The 16,684-nt window shown below is 63.8% G+C and carries 19 protein-coding genes; 8 read left to right on the forward strand and 11 right to left on the reverse strand.

The features are described from left to right. The first annotated feature begins 76 nt into the window (after positions 1-76). Both EPO50_RS06040 and EPO50_RS06045 read left to right on the forward strand, forming a co-directional pair. Complete coding sequence (locus EPO50_RS06040) at positions 77-1,891, forward strand: class I poly(R)-hydroxyalkanoic acid synthase (RefSeq protein WP_296341973.1); 1,815 nt, start codon at positions 77-79, stop codon at positions 1,889-1,891. A gap of 101 nt (positions 1,892-1,992) precedes the next feature. Then, positions 1,993-2,970: a tripartite tricarboxylate transporter substrate binding protein gene (locus tag EPO50_RS06045; protein WP_296341975.1), complete on the forward strand. Its 978-nt coding sequence runs from the start codon at positions 1,993-1,995 to the stop codon at positions 2,968-2,970. Between the two features lie 16 nt (positions 2,971-2,986). On the opposite strand, the gene ybaK is transcribed toward EPO50_RS06045, so the two are convergent. Further along, positions 2,987-3,466 carry a Cys-tRNA(Pro) deacylase gene (gene ybaK / locus EPO50_RS06050; RefSeq protein ID WP_296341976.1) on the reverse strand — a complete coding sequence of 160 codons (480 nt, stop codon included), beginning with the start codon at positions 3,464-3,466 and terminating at the stop codon, positions 2,987-2,989. A 125-nt stretch (positions 3,467-3,591) separates the two neighbouring features. Here ybaK and EPO50_RS06055 point away from each other — a divergent pair, with 125 nt between their 5' ends. Further along, the gene (locus EPO50_RS06055) at positions 3,592-4,044 is read left to right on the forward strand and encodes a hypothetical protein (protein WP_296341977.1); all 453 of its coding nucleotides are present in this window, start codon (positions 3,592-3,594) and stop codon (positions 4,042-4,044) included. Positions 4,045-4,047: 3 nt separating this feature from the next. Here EPO50_RS06055 and EPO50_RS06060 read toward each other — a convergent pair whose 3' ends face one another. The 4 genes from EPO50_RS06060 to EPO50_RS06075 all read right to left on the reverse strand — a co-directional run bounded on the left by EPO50_RS06060 (position 4,048) and on the right by EPO50_RS06075 (position 6,164). Next, positions 4,048-4,584: a gamma carbonic anhydrase family protein gene (locus EPO50_RS06060; RefSeq protein WP_296341978.1), complete on the reverse strand. Its 537-nt coding sequence runs from the start codon at positions 4,582-4,584 to the stop codon at positions 4,048-4,050. Between the two features lie 72 nt (positions 4,585-4,656). After that, a complete protein-coding gene (gene rpsI / locus EPO50_RS06065) occupies positions 4,657-5,142 on the reverse strand; it encodes a 30S ribosomal protein S9 (RefSeq protein WP_296341980.1) in 486 nt (161 codons plus the stop codon). Position 5,143: 1 nt separating this feature from the next. Continuing rightward, a complete protein-coding gene (rplM, locus tag EPO50_RS06070; RefSeq protein ID WP_296341982.1) occupies positions 5,144-5,623 on the reverse strand; it encodes a 50S ribosomal protein L13 in 480 nt (159 codons plus the stop codon). Positions 5,624-5,738: 115 nt separating this feature from the next. Continuing rightward, on the reverse strand, positions 5,739-6,164 hold the full coding sequence (locus EPO50_RS06075; RefSeq protein WP_296341984.1) for a PaaI family thioesterase: 426 nt from the start codon (positions 6,162-6,164) through the stop codon (positions 5,739-5,741). 33 nt (positions 6,165-6,197) lie between these two features. Between EPO50_RS06075 and EPO50_RS06080 the strand changes: the two genes are divergently transcribed. Continuing rightward, complete coding sequence (locus tag EPO50_RS06080) at positions 6,198-6,995, forward strand: enoyl-CoA hydratase (RefSeq protein ID WP_296341986.1); 798 nt, start codon at positions 6,198-6,200, stop codon at positions 6,993-6,995. Between the two features lie 36 nt (positions 6,996-7,031). On the opposite strand, the gene EPO50_RS06085 is transcribed toward EPO50_RS06080, so the two are convergent. Together EPO50_RS06085 and EPO50_RS06090 are read right to left on the reverse strand one after the other, a co-directional pair. Beyond that, positions 7,032-7,790, reverse strand: coding sequence for a class II aldolase/adducin family protein (locus EPO50_RS06085; RefSeq protein ID WP_296341988.1), 759 nt, complete (start codon positions 7,788-7,790; stop codon positions 7,032-7,034). 35 nt (positions 7,791-7,825) lie between these two features. Then, positions 7,826-8,986 carry an NADH:flavin oxidoreductase/NADH oxidase gene (locus tag EPO50_RS06090; protein WP_296341990.1) on the reverse strand — a complete coding sequence of 387 codons (1,161 nt, stop codon included), beginning with the start codon at positions 8,984-8,986 and terminating at the stop codon, positions 7,826-7,828. A 13-nt stretch (positions 8,987-8,999) separates the two neighbouring features. Between EPO50_RS06090 and EPO50_RS06095 the strand changes: the two genes are divergently transcribed. Continuing rightward, a complete protein-coding gene (locus EPO50_RS06095; protein ID WP_296341992.1) occupies positions 9,000-9,488 on the forward strand; it encodes a CoA-binding protein in 489 nt (162 codons plus the stop codon). Between the two features lie 88 nt (positions 9,489-9,576). Next, positions 9,577-10,041 carry an LLM class flavin-dependent oxidoreductase gene (locus EPO50_RS31500; RefSeq protein ID WP_367268026.1) on the forward strand — a complete coding sequence of 155 codons (465 nt, stop codon included), beginning with the start codon at positions 9,577-9,579 and terminating at the stop codon, positions 10,039-10,041. Positions 10,042-10,524: 483 nt separating this feature from the next. On the opposite strand, the gene EPO50_RS06100 is transcribed toward EPO50_RS31500, so the two are convergent. Next, positions 10,525-12,048, reverse strand: a complete 1,524-nt coding sequence (locus EPO50_RS06100; RefSeq protein WP_296341994.1) for a DegQ family serine endoprotease — start codon at positions 12,046-12,048, stop codon at positions 10,525-10,527. A 132-nt stretch (positions 12,049-12,180) separates the two neighbouring features. Between EPO50_RS06100 and EPO50_RS06105 the strand changes: the two genes are divergently transcribed. Beyond that, positions 12,181-12,855, forward strand: a complete 675-nt coding sequence (locus EPO50_RS06105; RefSeq protein WP_296341996.1) for a winged helix-turn-helix domain-containing protein — start codon at positions 12,181-12,183, stop codon at positions 12,853-12,855. Beyond that, positions 12,833-14,203, forward strand: coding sequence for an ATP-binding protein (locus tag EPO50_RS06110; protein WP_296341998.1), 1,371 nt, complete (start codon positions 12,833-12,835; stop codon positions 14,201-14,203). The genes EPO50_RS06105 and EPO50_RS06110 overlap by 23 nt, the downstream gene beginning before the upstream one ends. Here the strand turns inward: EPO50_RS06110 and EPO50_RS06115 are convergent. The 3 genes from EPO50_RS06115 to EPO50_RS06125 are packed head-to-tail and all read right to left on the reverse strand — an operon-like array spanning position 14,188 to position 16,681. Continuing rightward, positions 14,188-14,904, reverse strand: a complete 717-nt coding sequence (locus tag EPO50_RS06115; protein WP_296341999.1) for an ABC transporter ATP-binding protein — start codon at positions 14,902-14,904, stop codon at positions 14,188-14,190. The two genes, EPO50_RS06110 and EPO50_RS06115, sit on opposite strands and share 16 nt — an antisense overlap. Continuing rightward, positions 14,901-15,668 (reverse strand): ABC transporter ATP-binding protein, encoded by a 768-nt coding sequence (locus tag EPO50_RS06120; RefSeq protein ID WP_296342001.1) that lies wholly within the window; start codon positions 15,666-15,668, stop codon positions 14,901-14,903. Before EPO50_RS06120 ends, EPO50_RS06115 begins: the two co-directional genes overlap by 4 nt. Further along, positions 15,668-16,681 carry a branched-chain amino acid ABC transporter permease gene (locus EPO50_RS06125; protein ID WP_296342004.1) on the reverse strand — a complete coding sequence of 338 codons (1,014 nt, stop codon included), beginning with the start codon at positions 16,679-16,681 and terminating at the stop codon, positions 15,668-15,670. Before EPO50_RS06125 ends, EPO50_RS06120 begins: the two co-directional genes overlap by 1 nt. Between the last annotated feature and the right edge of the window lie 3 nt (positions 16,682-16,684).

The following is a 16,684-nucleotide window of genomic DNA, read 5'->3' on the forward strand; positions in this document are numbered from 1 at the left end:
ACACAAGGTATGGTACCGGGCCGTTGAAGTTACCGCAAGAAACGCCATAAAGGCAATGAATCAAAAGGGGAAACGCATGTCGGATACGCCCGCCCCCACCGCCCTCTCGGCACTGTCTCCCGAGGAGACGGAGAAGCTCCAGACGGCCTTCAAAGATATCGCCACGCGCAGCCAGAAGCTGCTGCAGGACTTCTCCCAGCGCTACCAGGCCGACGGGCCGCAGCCGGCCGACCCGCTGCACCTCACCCAGACCTTCATGGACTTCACCGCCAAGATGCTGGCCGACCCCAATCGGCTGGTGCAGGCCCAGATGGAGCTCTGGCAGCAGTACATGAAGCTCTGGCAGGTCACCGCACAGCGGATGATGGGCCAGACGGTCGAGCCGATCGCCGAGCCGTCCAAGGGCGACAAGCGCTTCAACGATCCGGCCTGGAAGGACGAAGTCGTCTTCGACTACCTGAAGCAGTCCTATCTGCTCACGGCGCGCTGGCTCCAGGGCACGGTGAAGGAGGTCGAGGGCGTCGACGACAAGACCGCCAAGAAGGTCGACTTCTACACGCGCCAGTTCATCGACGCGATGTCGCCCTCCAACTTCGCGATGACCAATCCGCAGGTCGTGAAGGCAACCGTCGAGTCCAAGGGCGAGAACTTGCTCAAGGGCCTGCAGAACATGTTGACCGACTTGGAGCGCGGCAAAGGCAAGCTGGCGATCCGGCAAACCGACATGGACGCCTTCAAGGTCGGCGGCAACGTCGCCACCTCGCCCGGCAAGGTGGTCTACCAGAACGAGTTGATACAGCTCATCCAGTACGCGCCGACGACGGCCGAGGTGTATGAGATCCCGCTGCTGATCGTGCCGCCGTGGATCAACAAGTTCTACATCCTCGATCTCAAGCCCGAGAACTCGTTCATCAAATGGGCGACCGAACAGGGCTACACGGTGTTCGTCGTTTCCTGGGTCAATCCCGACGAACGCCTCTCGAGCTTCGTGTTCGAGGACTACATGAAGAAGGGCCCGCTCGCGGCTCTCGACGCCATCGAGAAGGCGACCGGCCAGCGCAAGGTCTCGGCGATCGGCTACTGCATCGGCGGCACGCTGATGGCGACGACGCTCGCCTACATGGCGGCACGCAATGACGACCGCATCGCGGCCTGCACCTTCTTCACCGCCCAGGTCGACTTCACCGAACCGGGCGAACTCGGTGTCTTCATCGACGAGGATCAACTCGCCGGCATCGAGGAGATGATGAGCAAGAAGGGCTATCTCGAAGGTTCCGAGATGGCGACGACCTTCAACATGCTGCGCGCCAACGACCTCATCTGGTCGTTCGTCGTGAACAACTATCTGATGGGCAAGGATCCCTTCCCCTTCGACCTGCTCTACTGGAACGCCGATGCCACGCGCATGCCGGCGGCAATGCACAGCTACTATCTGCGCAACATGTACCAGAAGAACCTGCTCAGCCAGCCGGGCGGCCTAGTGGTCGACAATGTGCCGATCGACCTCAGGAAGATCACCATCCCGGTCTACCTGCAGGCCGGCAAGGAAGACCACATCGCGCCGTCACGCTCGGTCTACAAGGCGACGCAGATCTTCAGCGGCCCGGTGCGGTTCATGCTGGCGGGCTCAGGCCATATCGCCGGCGTCGTCAATCCGCCACGCAACAAGAAATACCAGCACTGGCTGAACGAGACGGCGAAGAACCCGCCGACGCTTGCCGAGTGGCAGGCCGGCGCCAAGGAGTTCCCAGGCTCGTGGTGGCACGACTGGGACAAGTGGCTCTCCGCCCTCTCCGGCCCCAAGGTTCCCGCTCGCGTCCCCGGCGAAGGCGGCCTGCCTGCGATCGAGGATGCGCCCGGCAGCTACGTGAAGGTGCGCTCGGGCGCGTGAATGCCCTTCCACCTCCTCACGAGGTGGGTGTAGCCTGTTCCGGCAGCGCGTCCAGTTGGGCTGCATGTCCGCGACGTAACGCAGGCTATGGAGGGCGCGCCGTGAAATATCCCCGCCGCACATTCATGCAACTGGCAGTGGGTGCCGCAGCATTGCCGGCCATGCCCGGCACTTCTTGGGCGCAAGCCTATCCATCTCGGCCGGTCCGCATCGTCGTCGGCTTTCCTGCCGGCGGGGCCACCGACATCCAGGCGCGCCTGATGGGCGAGTGGCTGACGGAGCGCTTCGCCCAACAATTCATCGTCGAGAACAAGCCCGGCGCCAGCGGCAACATCGGCACCGAGATGGTCGCCAAGTCACCCGCCGATGGCTACACGCTGCTGCAGGTCGTGACGCCGCATGCGATCAACGCTGCGCTCTACAGCAATCTCAGTTTCGACTTCATGCGAGACATCGCGCCGGTCATCTGCTCCGCGCGGCTGGCTTACGTCGTCGTGGTGAATCCGTCTGTCCCCGCCAAGACGCTCCCTGAGTTCATCGCCTACGCCAAAGCCAACCCGGGCAAGATCAACTACGGATCGGCCGGCCAGGGCACCCCGCAGAACATTGCCTGCGAACTCTTCAAGATGATGACCGGGGTGAATTTGGTCCACGTCCCGTACAAAGGCGGCGCGCCTGCAGTCGCCGATCTGATCAGCGGCCACGTGCAGGTAATTTTCGCTCCAGTGTCGGAATCGATCCAACAGATCAAGGCCGGCAAGCTGCGCCCACTCGCCGTAACGACCACGGCTCGTTTGGACGTGCTGCCGGACGTCCCATCGGTGTCAGATTTCGTGCCGGGCTATGAGGCCAGCGGCTTCGCGGGCATTGGCGTGCCCAAGAGCACCCCGGTCGAGATCATCAATGCGCTGAACAAGGAGCTCAATGCCGGCCTCGCCGACAGCAAAATCAAAACCCGGATCGTCGAACTGGGAGGCACGGTGCTTGGCGGCACGCCGGCGCAATTCGGAACGATCCTCTCAGAGGCCACCGAGAAGTGGGCGAAGGTCATCAAGTTCGCGGGCATCAAGGCTGAATAGAGCCAGGGTCGTTGCGTCATCGATCGGTGGCTAGAGATGCCGCCTTGGCAGTGAGCACGTCAAGGGCCAGCCTCGGATCGAGCTTCACCTGTAGTCCTCGTTGACCGCCATTGATGAAGACATAGTCGTGAGCAAGTGCCTGCACTTCGATGACTGTCGGTACCTGTCTTTTTTGTCCAAACGGGCTGATACCGCCGACTTTGTAGCCGGTGATTCGTTCGGCATCCGGCGGCTTCATCATCTGCGCAGACTTGCCGTCGAATGCCGCCGCAAGTTTCTTCATCGACACTTCGCTGTTCGACGGAACGATGACGCAGACGGGCTTGTCATCGACCAGCGCCATCAAGGTCTTCAGCACCCGCTCTGCCGATTCCCCGAGCGCTTCTGCTGCCTGAAGGCCGATCCGATCTGCATTCGGATCGTAATCATAGGTATGAACTGAAAACGCGACACCGGCCTTCTTGAGCAGGTCAGTAGCGCGTGTCGTTTTGGACATTGATCGAGACTCATCTCACTTTTGTTTCGTGATTGTGACTCTGGGCATCGATCGCCGATTCGCAAGTCGTCCAGCGACCATCACTCTCACCTGCCACCGCAACGCCGACATGCACACTCGCCGACTTGGCAGCCGGCGGTCCGCTTCTCACTTCAGGCGCGGATGGAAACGCTCGTGCCGATCATGATCCGGCCGTTGCGATCATGCTTAGTCGTGAGCCTGAAATGTTTTCAAATCTTCTTCGTTCACCCGTCGTGCTCGCTGCCGTTCTTGCTGCCGGCGTGACGAACACGGTCTCTGCTCAATCCGTCTCCAGCCAGACATCATCCGATCTCAAGGCACGTTGCAATCAGCTCATCTCGTATTTCGACCGCTATGGCGTCAGCCGCAGCGAGAACTCGGACGGTGAGCGCAATCATACCCGCATCGGTGCGCGCATCGATTGCGACAACGGTCATCCGGCGGAAGCTGTCGCGACCATGGAGCAACTCCTGACCCGGAAGAACATGGACGTCCCTCCGCCACCCACCGGGATCGCGCAGCCAGCGTCACCAGCGAGCACGAAGCTGCAGCGGTAAGCTCTACTCCGCAGCCTTCGGCACGTCGCCACGATAGGCCTGGGCGAGTTGCACATAACCTGCGGCGGAGCGGCGGAAGGACTCCAGGTCCTTCTCCGTGATGTCGCGCATCTTCACGGCCGGGTTGCCGGCCCACAGCTCACCCTTGCGGACGATCTTGCGTGGCGTGACGACGGCACCTGCCGCCACCATCGCACCGGTCTCGACGACGGCCTCGTCGAGCACGGTCGAGTGCATGCCGATGAAGGAATCGTCCTGCACTTCGCAGGCATGCAGCAGCGCGAGATGGCCGACGGTGACGTTGCGGCCGACCGTCGTGCCGACACCACGCGCGGCGATGTGGATCACGCAGCCGTCCTGGATGTTGGAGTTGTCGCCGATCTTGATCGGCGGCCCGTCGCCGCGCAGGACGGCGCCATACCAGATACCGCAATTGGCGCCGATCTCGACATTGCCGATGAGGGTCGCGTTAGGCGCGATGAAGGCCGACTTATCGATCTTCGGGACGAGGCCATTGAAGGGCACGATGAGGCCGGACATCGGATCGCTACTCCACTCCACAAAAACGAAGGGCGCCTTGCGGCGCCCTTCGAGAATAGACCAAGTCGCTGATTAGCGCTTGGAGAACTGGAAGCGGCGCCGCGCACCGGCGCGGCCGTACTTCTTGCGCTCGACCACGCGGCTGTCGCGGGTGAGGAAGCCGCTGGTCTTCATGGCGCCGCGCAGGCCGGGCTCAAACTTCGAGAGCGCCTGGGCGATGCCGTGACGAACCGCACCGGCCTGGCCCGACAGACCGCCACCCGAAACGGTGGCGACGACGTCGAACTGGCCATTGCGCTGCGACACGTCGAACGGCTGTTGGATCATCATGCGCTGCGTCGGACGCGCGAAGTAGATCGTCTGGTCGCGGCCGTTGACGGTGATCTTGCCCGTGCCGGGCTTGACCCACACGCGGGCGACCGCGTTCTTGCGACGACCAGTGGCGTAAGCGCGGCCCTGGCTGTCGACTTCCTTCTCGCGGATCGGGGCCGGAGCCTGAATGCCGGCAACGACCGGCGCCTTCTTCAGTTCGGCAAAGGACGAAAGTTCGGTAGCCATGTTAGCCGATCCTCGAATTCTTGCGGTTCATTGCGGCAACATCGAGCTTCTCCGGCTGCTGCGCCTCGTGCTCGTGGTTGGGACCCGCGAAGACGCGCAGGTTCTTCATCTGCGCGCGGCCAAGCGGACCGCGGGTGATCATGCGCTCGACCGCCTTGATGAGGACGCGCTCGGGGAAGCGGCCTTCGAGGCGCTTGCCCAGGGTCTCGCCCTTGATGCCGCCGGGATGGCCGGTGTGCCAGTAGAAGACTTCCCGCTCGGCCTTGCGGCCGGTCAGGCGCACCTTCTCGGCGTTGATGACGACGATGTTGTCGCCGCAATCGATGTGCGGCGTGAACATCGGCTTATGCTTGCCGCGCAGGCGCATGGCGATGATCGAGGCGAGCCGACCGAGCACGAGGCCGTCGGCGTCGATCAGCACCCACTTCTTCTGCACGTCGGCAGTCTTGAGACTGACAGTACGGTTGCTAAGGGTATGCATGGTTCTTTCTTCCAATGAGCGCGCGCTTATGGGGAGAGAACCGGGAGATGTCAAATCGCCAAAAATATCGTCTTAGAATCAACAGCTTAAGATAGCGGTATTATTTTACCGCTCCTTAACTCCTTGAAGCAGGCGGGATTGCATAGGTCAGCGTGGCGTGGGCCACAGGGTCGGGTTTGCCATCGCTCCACATCGTAAAATCGCCCACTGCCAGCGACTTTCCGAGCTTCAACAAGCGCCCCTCACCGATCAGGTCGCCCGGCTCGGGCTTCCTCATGAAGTTGATGTTGAGGTTGGTCGTAACCGCCAACGCCACCGGACCAAGCTGGGCCAGGATCAGGAGATAGAAGCCGCAATCGGCCAGCCACATCAGGGTCGGGCCCGAGATTGTGCCGCCCGGCCGCAGGTTGCTTTCATTGGTCGGCAGACGCAGCCGGATGGTCTTGTCGTCGAGATGCTCGATCGACAGATTGAGGTGCGCAGACTGCGGAAAATGCTCATCGAGGAACTTCAACAATTCGTCGGGCGACATCACCGGCATGACGCAACTCCCCTCTTCCCATAGACTGTCGCCATGACTGCCACCCCCAACGAACCCGTCCTGTTGCGCCGCGACGAAGGCCGGATCGCGATCCTCACGCTCAACCGTCCGCACGCCATGAACGCGCTCTCGGGCGAGCTTATAGACGCCCTGCAGGCGGAATTCGACAGGCTCGCGAAGGACCGCGAGATCCGCTGCATCGTCATCGAGGCGCAGGGCGACCGTGCCTTCTCGACCGGCCACGACCTGCGCGAGGTCGCCTCGACGCGCGACTACGCCTTCCATCACAGCCTGCTGACGCGTTGCTCGGCGATGATGGTGTCGATCCAGCGCCTGCCGCAGCCTGTCATCGCCAAGGTGAAAGCCGTGGCCACCGCGGCCGGCTGCCAGCTCGTGGCCGCCTGCGATCTCGCCGTGGCGTCGAGTGCCGCGACCTTCGCCACGTCGGGTATCAACAACGGTCTGTTCTGCGGGACGCCTTCGGTTTCCGTGGGCCGCAATGTCGGGCCCAAGCGCGCGCTCGACATGCTCTTTACGGGTGAGTTCGTCGATGCCGCCACGGCCTTGCGCGATGGCTTAGTGAGCCGCGTCGTACCGCCGGCGGAGCTCGATGCGGCGACGATGGCGCTGGCCAACCGCATCGCCGCGCAGCCACCGCAGCAGATTGCCGAAGGCAAGGCGATGTTCCACCGGCACATGACGATGGAACTCGGCCAAGCCTATGCCTATGCCACCGAGTTCATGGCGGGCGCGATCCAGCGCGAGGATGCCCAGGCCGGTATCGACGCCTTCGTGAACAAGAAGCCCAAGCCGGAGTGGAACGGGCGCTAGGCGCCCTCTCCACCGCCAGCCACCGGCTTCACGCCGCTACTGGCGCCAGTCGATCCCCTTGCCTTCGATCTGACGCAGCGCCGCGTTCCAGTAGGTCATGCCGTATTCCGGATTGGCCCGCATCTGGCGGGCGCGCTCGCCATACTGGCGCACGACGTCTTCTTCGATCGGCGCCGGCTCCTCGTCGAGGCTGCGGGCGATCACTTCGACCTCGCAGGCACGCTCGAGCATGTACATGCGTCGCAACGCACCGGGGATAGTGGTACCGACCGTCAGCAGACCGTGATTGCGCAGCACGACCGAGTTGCCGCTCTGGCAGGTCACGCCGAGCGCCTCGCATTCCTCGGTCGAGGTCGGCATGCCGTACTCGTGATAGACGAGATCGTCATACACCGAGAGGGCGTCCTGACTGATCGGCCGGATTCCCTTCTTCAGCACCGAGACGCCCGTGCCGGCGCGCGTATGCGTGTGCATCACGCAGTTGGCGTCGGGCCGCGCCTTGTAGACGCCGCTATGGATGGTGAAGCCCGCCGCATTGAAACGGCCATCCTTGCCGTAGACGTTGCCGTCGATATCCATCTTCACGAGGCTGGACGCGGTAATCTCCTCGAACAGGTCGCCATAGTTGTTGATCAGAAAACACTTGGGCTCGCCGGGAATGCGTACCGTCATGTGGGTGTCGATCGTGTCGGTCCAGCCGAAGTGGTCGGTGATCCGATAAAGCGCCGCGAGATCGCACCGTGCGGCCCACTCGGCTTCACTCATGTCGACGCGACTATGAACTACCGTATCCATCCCTCGCTCCGTTCTTTGTGTCGGCGTATCGGCCTTCAGCCGGCATTCATGCCTTTCATGTACGTCGACGGGACCACGCTCTTCACCGATTGCGCACGCTTGGCGAGCCAGTAGGCCTGCGGCGGCGGCACCGAGCCGAATTGTTGGTCGACGCCGAGCTTCTGCGCGGCGTCCATCGGCCAGTTGGGATTGTAGAGCAGCTCCCGTGCCAGCGCGATCAGGTCGGCCCTGCCCTCCTGGAGGATCTGCTCCGCCTGATCTGCATGGACGATCAGCCCAACGGCCATGCTCATGATGTCCGCGTCCTTCCGCAGCCGCTCGGCATAGGGCACCTGGTAGCCGTAGGTTACAGGGCCCGAGCCCACCACCGGCGCACCGCGCATGCCGCCCGAGCTGCAGTCGATCACGTCGACACCTTTGGGTTTCAGGATCTTGGCCAGGGCGACGCTCTGGTCCGGTCTCCAGCCGGCATCGTCCTCGACCGAGAAGCGCACGAACAGCGGCTTGGAGGCCGGCCAATGGGCACGCACGCTCTCCACCACCTCGATGCAGAAGCGCATGCGGTTGAGTTCGCTGCCGCCATACTCGTCGTTGCGTACGTTGGAGAACGGCGAGAGGAACTGGTGGATCAGGTAGCCGTGCGCGGCATGGACATCGAGTACGTCGAAACCTGCCTCGTGGGCACGCCGTGCGGCCTGACCCCAGCGCTCCACGACCTCGGGGATTTCGGCGCGTGTCAGCGCCCGCGGCGTGGGATCGGTGTCCGGCGAATTGATGCCGCTCGAGGACACCAGCTCCCACTGGTCCCAATCGTCGATCTCCGGCGACGGCTTCAACGGCGCGCCACCTTCCCAGGGGCGGAAGCGCCGCGCCTTGCGGCCGGAATGGCCGAGCTGGATGCCGGGAACCGAATTGTGCAACCGGATGAAGTCGACGCAGCGTTTCAGCCCGGGCACGAAGGCATCATCCCACAGGCCGAGATCGCCGATCGTGCCACAGCCACGCCGCTCGACCTTGGTGGACTCCATGATGACGAGGCCGGCGCCACCCGCTGCATAGCGGCCGGCATTCATCAGGTGCCAATCGGTGGCAAAACCCTTGACCGCCGAATACTGGTGCATGGGCGCCACGACGACGCGGTTCTTCAGGGTGACATCACGGATCGAAATCGGTTCGAACAGCTTCGGCTGAGCCATGTATAATCCCCTCATGCCAGCCGCCTTCAGCGACCGCTACGAAGACAACTACCTGCGCAAGATCCTGCGCGACACCAAGACCATCGCCATGGTGGGCGCTTCGGCCAACTGGAATCGACCGTCCTATTTCGCGATGAAATACTTGCTGGACCGGGGATACAAGGTCATCCCCGTCAACCCGGCTGCGGCCGGCCAGGAAATCCTGGGCCAGAAGGTCTATGCCTCGCTCGACGAGCTGCCGGCCAAGGCCGACATGGTCGATATCTTCCGCAATTCCGAGGCCGCCGGACCGATCACCGACGACGCCATCCGCCACGGCGCCAAGGTCGTGTGGATGCAGCTCGGCGTCGTGAACGAAGCTGCAGCCGAGCGCGCCGAGAAGGCCGGCCTCAAGGTCGTCATGAACCGCTGCCCCAAGATCGAGCATTCGCGTCTGGCCGGCACCATCGAATGGCATGGGATCGCCAGCGGCGTGATCTCTTCGAAGAAACGCGCGCTTTGAAACTCGGCGTCTTCCACCATATGGATCGCGCCGGCCCCGATCTCGGCCAGTAATCGAAGATCGCCTGCGGCTGATCGACGAGATCTGCATGCTCGACCAGACGAGCGGCGGCCGCCTGGAACTTGGCGTCGGACGCGGCATCTCTCCCGATGAAGTCGGCTACTGCGGCGTCGATCACGCCACGGGGTCGGAACGCTTTAACGAAGCCCTGCAAGTTCTCCTCAAGGGACTACGCAAGAGCGCCTCGACCATCAGGGCAAATGCTTCACCTACAAGGACGTGCCGATGGAGACGCGGCCGGTGCCATGGCCAAGCTAAAGCTCTAGATTGCGGATCATTGGCGGGAAGTGCACGTTATATCGCCTATGCCCAAGTTATCTTGGCATCGAATGATGGACCTGCACCCAGCGACACACCTGATTGTCGGCCGGCTACCGGTACGTGCGCCACGAGGCTGGGCGGGGGATCGGAGGGCGGCGTACAGGGTGGAGCTGTTAGGGGCGCTGGTAGAAGTCCTAGGCGTGACTGCCGACTGGTCAGTTGGTTGTGTTAAGGAATCGGACGGCCTTGCTAACGTGCATCTAGCATTCGCAAACAAGGGGGACGCCTTTCGCGTTGCTGCGGCGCTGCAAGCTTCTCCAATTGGCCGATATCCTGGCTGGGCCAGTCAACGGGAGTTCTTACTGAATACTCGTGCCGAGGAAATGATCACCGCGACGCTGGCGCGGCTCCCGGCGAAGAAGAGTGGAGGCTAGGTGACATACACCGCCTAGCACCCCACCCCCTCCCAAACGGCCGTTGCTGGCCGCTCTCCCTTGCCAAAATCACCTAAAAAAACCGCCCTGCACCAACCCGGGGAGAGTTAAGCGGTGCAGAGCGGCAGGAATGGGTGGCGGCGGGGGCCTCCACCCAACTGGATTAACAACTGTGAACGGGGTTGGTCTCCGTAGCCCGGGGAGAGATAGCCCGGAAAACCAACCCCGCCCCCAAGTCTCCAGACGTTACTGGAGCCTCCCTTGAGTGGGTCCCAGCAGCCTCAGGCGCTGCGGGGAGAGATTGCGACGAAGCGGGTCATGCCTTCGCGATAGACCTTCATGAGGACCGGCTTGCCGGTCTTCTTCGCTTCGGTGAGCTTCTCGACGGCGCTCTTCGGGCTGTCGACGGAGTCCTTGCCAACCTGCTGCAGGACGTCGCCGGCCTTCAGGCCCTGGTCGTCGGCCGGGCTGCCCGGCTCGACCGTGGCCACCACGACACCCTTCATCTCGCCATCGAGGCCGAGCTGCTTGCGCGCCTCCGGGGAGAGCGGCGCCAGCGACACGCCGTAGGACAGCGGCTGAGCCTTGGCAGCCTCACCCGACTTGCCGTCGGCCTTGGCCTTGATGATCGCCGACTCTTCCTTCTGGTCGCCGACCTTTGCCGTCAGGCTCATGTCCTTGCCGTCGCGCCACACACCCAGCTTCACCGAGGTGCCCGGCTTGATGGCCGAGATCATGCGCGTCAGCTCCTTGACGCCCTCGATCTTCTTGCCATCGACGCTCACGATCACGTCGCCCGACTTCACACCGGCGGCCAGGGCGGGGCTGTCCGGCTGGACCATCGCCACCAGGGCGCCCTTGTCACCGTCGAGCGACAGGCTCTCTGCGATCTCCTTGCTCATCGGCTGGATCTGGACACCCAGCAGGCCACGCTCGACCCGGCCGTTGTCCTTGAGCTGGGCCACCACCGGCTCGGCGAGCGAGGACGGAATGGCGAAGCCCAGGCCGATGTTGCCGCCGGTCGGCGAGAAGATGGCGGTGTTGATGCCGATCACCTTGCCGTCCATGTCGAACAGCGGGCCACCCGAGTTACCACGGTTGATGGCCGCGTCGGTCTGGATGTAGTCGTCGAACGGACCGGAGTGGATGTCGCGGCCGCGCGCCGACACGATGCCCGTGGTCACGGTGCCGCCGAGGCCGAACGGGTTGCCGACCGCCATCACCGCCTGGCCGACGCGCACCTTGGCGGCGTCACCGAAGGAGACGTACGGGAGCGGCTTGTCACTCTCGACCTTGAGCACGGCCAGGTCCGTCTTCTCGTCACCGCCCATCATCTTGGCCGGCAGCTTGGTGCCGTCCGCCATGGTGATGGTGATCGTGTCGGCCTTGCCGACCACGTGGTAGTTCGTGACGATCGTGCCCTTGGCGTCGACGATGAAGCCCGTGCCAACGGCCTGGGCCTTCTCCTTCGACTGCGGACGCTTGCCGTCCGGACGCTGGCCCGGCTGCATCGGCTGACCGAAGCGCTCGGCGAAGCGCTTCATGAACTCTTCCATCTGCTGTTGCTGGGCGTTGCCCGACATGCGGGTCTCGTCGCCATCTTCGGCGCCGGCCTTCATGGTCACGGCGACGTTCACGACGGCGGGGCTGACTTTGGCGGCCAGATCCGAGAAATCCTGGACTGCCGCCACAGGCTGGCCGGCGACGGCCGCCGGAGCGGTGAACATCGGCGCAATGAGCGCCGGCGCCGTGAGTGCGGTCGTCAGCGCCAGGGCAGTCAGAATACGGGTCTTGGTCTTGCTCATAATCTAAAACCTCCTCCTTGGGGGCACGCGGACTATGAGCTTTGACCCGTAGCGTCCTGATGGCCGCCAGATTGAATGTTTGTATAGTTGGGGAGCGTTGCGCCGGGGCACGGCGCCAGTTAGACGGGCGTCGTGAAAATCCTCCTCGTTGAAGACGACAAACAGACCGCCGACTACATCGCCAAGGGCCTGCGCGAGCATGGCCATGTGGTCGACCATGCCGACAACGGCCGCGACGGCCTCTACCTCGCTACCGGCGAGAAGTATGACGTCCTGATCGTCGACCGCATGTTGCCGGCGATGGACGGGCTCTCCCTGGTCAAGGCGGCTCGTGCTTCTGGCATGACGGCGCCGGTGCTTTTCCTCACCACGATGGGCGGCGTCGACGATCGCGTGGCCGGCCTCGAAGCCGGCGGCGACGACTATCTCACCAAGCCCTTCGCCTTCGCCGAGCTGCGCGCACGTATTGGTGCCCTCGCCCGCCGGCCACCGATCGTCGCCGCAACCTCGCTGGGCGCTGGCGATCTCGAAATGGACTTGCTCGCCCGCACCGTGACACGTGCCGGCAAACGGATCGAGTTGCTGGCCCAGGAGTTCAAGATCCTGGAGTACCTGCTGCGCCATGCCGGCGAGGTCGTGACGCGCACCATGCTCCTCGAGAAGGTCTGGGACTTCCACTTCGATCCCAAGACCAACATCGTCGAGACGCACATCAGCCGCCTGCGTTCCAAGATCGACAAGGGTTTCGACAAACCCCTGCTCCATACGATCAGGGGGGCTGGCTATGTCATCCGGGCGCCTGATTAGGATCCTGCGCTCAGCGAGCTTCCGCCTGCCGCTGCTCTATGCCGTCCTGTTCATCCTCTCCGCCGGCGCGTTGTTCGTCACCGTCTACTGGACGGCGACCGCCGCAATGCAGAGCGACATGTCGGCGGTGCTGCGCTCCGAAGCCTACCAGCTCGCTGAAGTGCACCGGCGCAGCGGTCTTTCCGGCCTCGCCGACCAAATCACGCGGCGCATCAACTTCCGCACACGCGGCCCCATCTTCTACCTGCTGCAGGCCCCCAACCGCCGCGTCGTCGTCGGCAACCTGCCCGGCATGCCGCCGGTCGAAGGCTCGATAGACTTCATCCCACAGCGCGAAGCGCCCGAGGCCGATGTCGATCATTCGAAGCTGATGGGCTTCGGCCTCACCCTGCCCGACGGGTCGTTCCTGCTGGTGGCGCAGGATTCGACGCGGCTGACCGACATGCAGCACGCGATCGTGCGTGCCTTTTTCTGGTCGAGCGGGCTCGCCTTGTTGCTGGCGATCGCCGGCGGCGCCGTGCTGGGCACCAACTTCCTGCGCCGCATCGACACGATCACGCGCACCAGCCGCGCCATCATGGAAGGCGATCTCTCGGCCCGCATTCCCGTGCGCGGCACCCAGGACGAGATCGACCAGCTCGTCTCCAGCCTCAACGCCATGCTGGCCCGCATCCAGCAGCTCATGGACGGGCTGCGCCAGGTCTCGAGCGACATCGCCCACGACCTGCGCACGCCGCTCGGCCGCCTGCGCCAGCAACTCGAAGACGCCCGCGAACGCGCCACCTCGACCGCCGACTATGAGGCAGCGACCGATGCGGCCATCGAGGAAGCCGATTCGCTCCTGGAGACCTTCTCCGCCCTGCTGCGCATCGCCCAGGTCGAGGCTGGTGCGCAGAAGAGCGGCTTCGCCGAGTTCGATCTTTCGGGCCTGCTGACCAGCCTCGGCGAAACCTATGCCCCCGTGGCCGAGGACGCCGATCATCCCCTCGAGGTGCAGATCGACAGTGGCGTGATGCTGACCGGCGACCGCCAACTCATTGCCCAACTCGTCTCCAACTTGCTGGAGAACGCGCTGCGCCATACGCCGGCCGGCACGAAGCTCTCGCTTCGCTTGCGCAAGCAAGCGGCCGGGTTCGAGCTGGAAATCGCCGACAACGGCCCCGGCATTCCCGCCATCGAGCACGACAAGGTATTCGACCGTTTCTATCGCCTCGACCGCAGCCGCTCGACATCCGGCAGTGGCCTCGGCCTCGCCATGGTGAAGGCGATCGCGGGCCTGCACGGTCTCACGATCACACTCGAAGACGCCCGGCCCGGTTTGCGGGTCGTGCTTCAGACGGCCAGATAGCGCTTCTTCACGTCGTCGTTGGCGCGCAACTCGTCGATCGAGCCGCGATAAACGATATGGCCCTTGTCGATCACCGCGACATGGCTCGCGATATCGAGGCAGAAATGCATGTTCTGCTCGGCCACGATCAGGGTGATGCCCATGCCGCGCAGCTGCTGGATCAGCTCGCCGATCTTCTCGACGATGATCGGCGCCAGTCCCTCGCTGGGCTCGTCGAGCAGCAGCACGTCGGGATTGCCCATCAAGGTGCGCGCGATGGTGAGCATCTGCTGCTCGCCGCCCGAGAGGCGGCCGCCCATGCGCGTGCGCATCGAGGCGAGGATCGGAAAGACGTCGTAGATCTTCTCCAGCGTCCAGTCGGAACGTCCACCGACGCCCGTCTTGATGCCGATCTTGAGATTGTCCTCGACTGAATGCTCGGGGAATATCTGCCGATCCTCGGGCACGAAGCCGATGCCCTCGCGGGCGATGCGGTCGGCCGTGAACTTCTGCACCGCCACGCCATGGACCGATATGGCACCACGCTTCGGTGGAGCCAGCCCGATGATCGCCTTCATGGTCGTGCTCTTGCCAGCGCCATTGCGGCCGAGCAGTGCCAGCGACTGGCCCTTCTCGACGCCGAACGAGACACCGAACAGGATCTGGCTGGCGCCGTAGAAGACGTCGATGCCGTCGAGCTTCAGGATCTCCGCCGCGCTCACGCCGCCGCTCCTTCGGCCGCACCGTGCGCGGACTTGCCGAGATAGGCTTCGATGACCTGCGGATTGCGCCGGACTTCCTCCGGTGTGCCTTCAGCCAGTACCGCGCCATAGGACAGGACGCGCACCGTCTGGGCGACCTTGAAGACGATATCCATGTCGTGCTCGATGAAGATCAGGGTCATGCCACGGGCGCGCCACAGGCGCTGCACCGTCTCGATCATCCGCCAGCGCTCTTCCGGCCCCATGCCCGCCGTCGGCTCGTCGAGCAGCAGCACCTTGGGCTCCAGTGCCAGCGCCAGGCCGATATCCAACAGCTTCTGGTCGCCGTGGCTCAGGTTGCGGCTCAGGATGCCCGCGACGCGCGTCAGCCCTAGCAGCTCCATGACCTCGTCGGCATGTTTCATCGCGGCGGCCGTCGGAAAGCCCACCAGCATTGCCGTTTCGCGGCGCTGATGCGCCTGCGCAGCCGCCGCCAGCGCCTCGCGAACGGTGAGCGTCGGGAACAGGCTCGCCACCTGGAAGGCGCGACCGATGCCCCGGCGCACGATCTCACGCCGCGACAGCCCCGCGATATTCTCGCCGCCCAGCAGGATGCGGCCACTGTCGATCGGGAAGCGGCCGGTGATCAGGTTGAACAGCGTCGTCTTGCCGGCGCCGTTGGGGCCGATGACGGCGGTAAGCGATCCATCGGCGAAATCGAGCGTCACGTCGCGTGTCGCCGCGACGCCGCCGAACGATTTCTTGAGGCCCTCGAGCTTCAGCATCAGGAGCCACCCTTCCTGGTGTCGGCGGCCCCTGCATCGGCAGCATCGCGTACCGCCTGTGCCGCCGCCTGACGCCGGTTCTCCAGGCGCTCGGCGATCAGGTCGAGCGGCCCCTTACGCAGGCCCAGCACCAGGATCAGGATTACGATGCCCAGCACGAGCTCCGTATGGCTCGTATAGGTCACGGTGATGTCGTTCAGCAGGCGCAGGATAACCGTGCCGACCAACGGACCCAGGAAGACGTTGGAGCCGCCCAGCAGGATCATGAAGATCGCCTCGCCGGAGGTCGTCCAGAAGCCGAAGTTGGGATAGGCGCCGGACACGAAGAGGGTCAGCAGGATGCCGCCGACGCCCGCCACACAGGCCGAGATCACGAAGCAGGTGAGCTTCACCAGAGGCACGTTGACGCCCAGGAAGGCCGCCCGCTCCTGATTGTCCCGGATCAGCCGCAGGGTATAGCCAAACGGCGACGTCACGAGCTGGCGCAGGATGGCGATACAGATGATGAAAGCCACACTACAGAAAACATAGAGCTGCGTTCGATCGGCGAGATCGATGCCCAGGAATTTCGGCCGCGGGATGCCGCCCATCAGCCCCTGGTCGCCGCCGGTGAACGACACCCACCCCAGGATGACGTTGTAGAACAGCATCTGGAAGGCGAGCGTCAGGAAGGCGAAGTAGATCTCATTCAGCCGCACGCAGATCGCTCCGACGATCAGTGCCAGAACCGCCGTGAAGACGATGGCCAGCGCGAAGGCCGCCGGGATCGAGAACTTGCCCGATTGCATGGCCAGCCCGAAGGCATAGGCGCCCGAGGCGAAGAACATGGCGTGCCCAAAGGACACCAGTCCCGAGTAGCCGATCAGGAGATTGAGCGACATGGCCAGCAGCCCGTAGGCCATGCCGAACATGATGAAGTCGCGGATGGCAGGCGGGGCGCCGAACAACGGCACCAGCAGAAGGATAACGAGCCCCGCTCCAGCCAAGGCGAGATCGCGCCAGCGTCCAGTCATGGC

The organism is Reyranella sp. (genome assembly GCF_004297405.1).
Lineage (GTDB): Bacteria > Pseudomonadota > Alphaproteobacteria > Reyranellales > Reyranellaceae > Reyranella.

Bases quoted from the DNA above. Each gene is read 5' to 3' on its own strand.
- EPO50_RS06040 (WP_296341973.1), top strand. From the start codon at position 77: ATGTCGGATACGCCCGCCCCCACCGCCCTCTCGGCACTGTCTCCCGAG.
- ybaK (WP_296341976.1), bottom strand. From the start codon at position 3,466: ATGTCCAAAACGACACGCGCTACTGACCTGCTCAAGAAGGCCGGTGTC.
- EPO50_RS06060 (WP_296341978.1), bottom strand. From the start codon at position 4,584: ATGTCCGGCCTCATCGTGCCCTTCAATGGCCTCGTCCCGAAGATCGAT.
- rpsI (WP_296341980.1), bottom strand. From the start codon at position 5,142: ATGGCTACCGAACTTTCGTCCTTTGCCGAACTGAAGAAGGCGCCGGTC.
- rplM (WP_296341982.1), bottom strand. From the start codon at position 5,623: ATGCATACCCTTAGCAACCGTACTGTCAGTCTCAAGACTGCCGACGTG.
- EPO50_RS06075 (WP_296341984.1), bottom strand. From the start codon at position 6,164: ATGCCGGTGATGTCGCCCGACGAATTGTTGAAGTTCCTCGATGAGCAT.
- EPO50_RS06080 (WP_296341986.1), top strand. From the start codon at position 6,198: ATGACTGCCACCCCCAACGAACCCGTCCTGTTGCGCCGCGACGAAGGC.
- EPO50_RS06085 (WP_296341988.1), bottom strand. From the start codon at position 7,790: ATGGATACGGTAGTTCATAGTCGCGTCGACATGAGTGAAGCCGAGTGG.
- EPO50_RS06090 (WP_296341990.1), bottom strand. From the start codon at position 8,986: ATGGCTCAGCCGAAGCTGTTCGAACCGATTTCGATCCGTGATGTCACC.
- EPO50_RS06095 (WP_296341992.1), top strand. From the start codon at position 9,000: ATGCCAGCCGCCTTCAGCGACCGCTACGAAGACAACTACCTGCGCAAG.
- EPO50_RS31500 (WP_367268026.1), top strand. From the start codon at position 9,577: ATGCTCGACCAGACGAGCGGCGGCCGCCTGGAACTTGGCGTCGGACGC.
- EPO50_RS06100 (WP_296341994.1), bottom strand. From the start codon at position 12,048: ATGAGCAAGACCAAGACCCGTATTCTGACTGCCCTGGCGCTGACGACC.
- EPO50_RS06110 (WP_296341998.1), top strand. From the start codon at position 12,833: ATGTCATCCGGGCGCCTGATTAGGATCCTGCGCTCAGCGAGCTTCCGC.
- EPO50_RS06120 (WP_296342001.1), bottom strand. From the start codon at position 15,668: ATGCTGAAGCTCGAGGGCCTCAAGAAATCGTTCGGCGGCGTCGCGGCG.
- EPO50_RS06125 (WP_296342004.1), bottom strand. From the start codon at position 16,681: ATGACTGGACGCTGGCGCGATCTCGCCTTGGCTGGAGCGGGGCTCGTT.